At 39.9% G+C, this 401-nt stretch carries 1 pseudogene; it reads right to left on the reverse strand.

Features of this window, described 5'->3' with window-relative positions:
- A pseudogene (locus PSI06_RS21165) lies at positions 1-401 on the reverse strand (LTA synthase family protein); the annotation flags it as partial.

Here is a 401-nt window from a genome sequence, read left to right on the forward strand (position 1 = left end):
TAAGTTGCTAAATAACACATGAGCGAGTGCTTTTTCAGCTAACGTTTTATCTGCGTTTTGCGGTTTATTTCTTTTTTGTATTTTGGTTTTTTTGTTATAGCGCCAATAGCTAGTTTGTTGATTTGGCGTTAGGATGACAGCGCGATCATTTTCTAGGTATGCAAAATTGTCGTAGTACTGCATCATCGCGCGTTCAACTGGATAATTTTTGGTGAGATCAAAGCCCACCATTGGAGTTGCTTGGTCAACTCCTAAAAGTGACAACAAAGTAACAGGTAGGTCAATTTGACTAACAAGTCTTGAGTCGCGTTTAGCCTTCATATCGCTGTTTAAAATAACCGCAGGTATGTGAAAAGACTTTAAAGGGACGGGCTCAGAGCCAAAAACACGCACATCATGGT

The organism is Pseudoalteromonas sp. GABNS16E (genome assembly GCF_028598715.1).
Lineage (GTDB): Bacteria > Pseudomonadota > Gammaproteobacteria > Enterobacterales > Alteromonadaceae > Pseudoalteromonas > Pseudoalteromonas atlantica.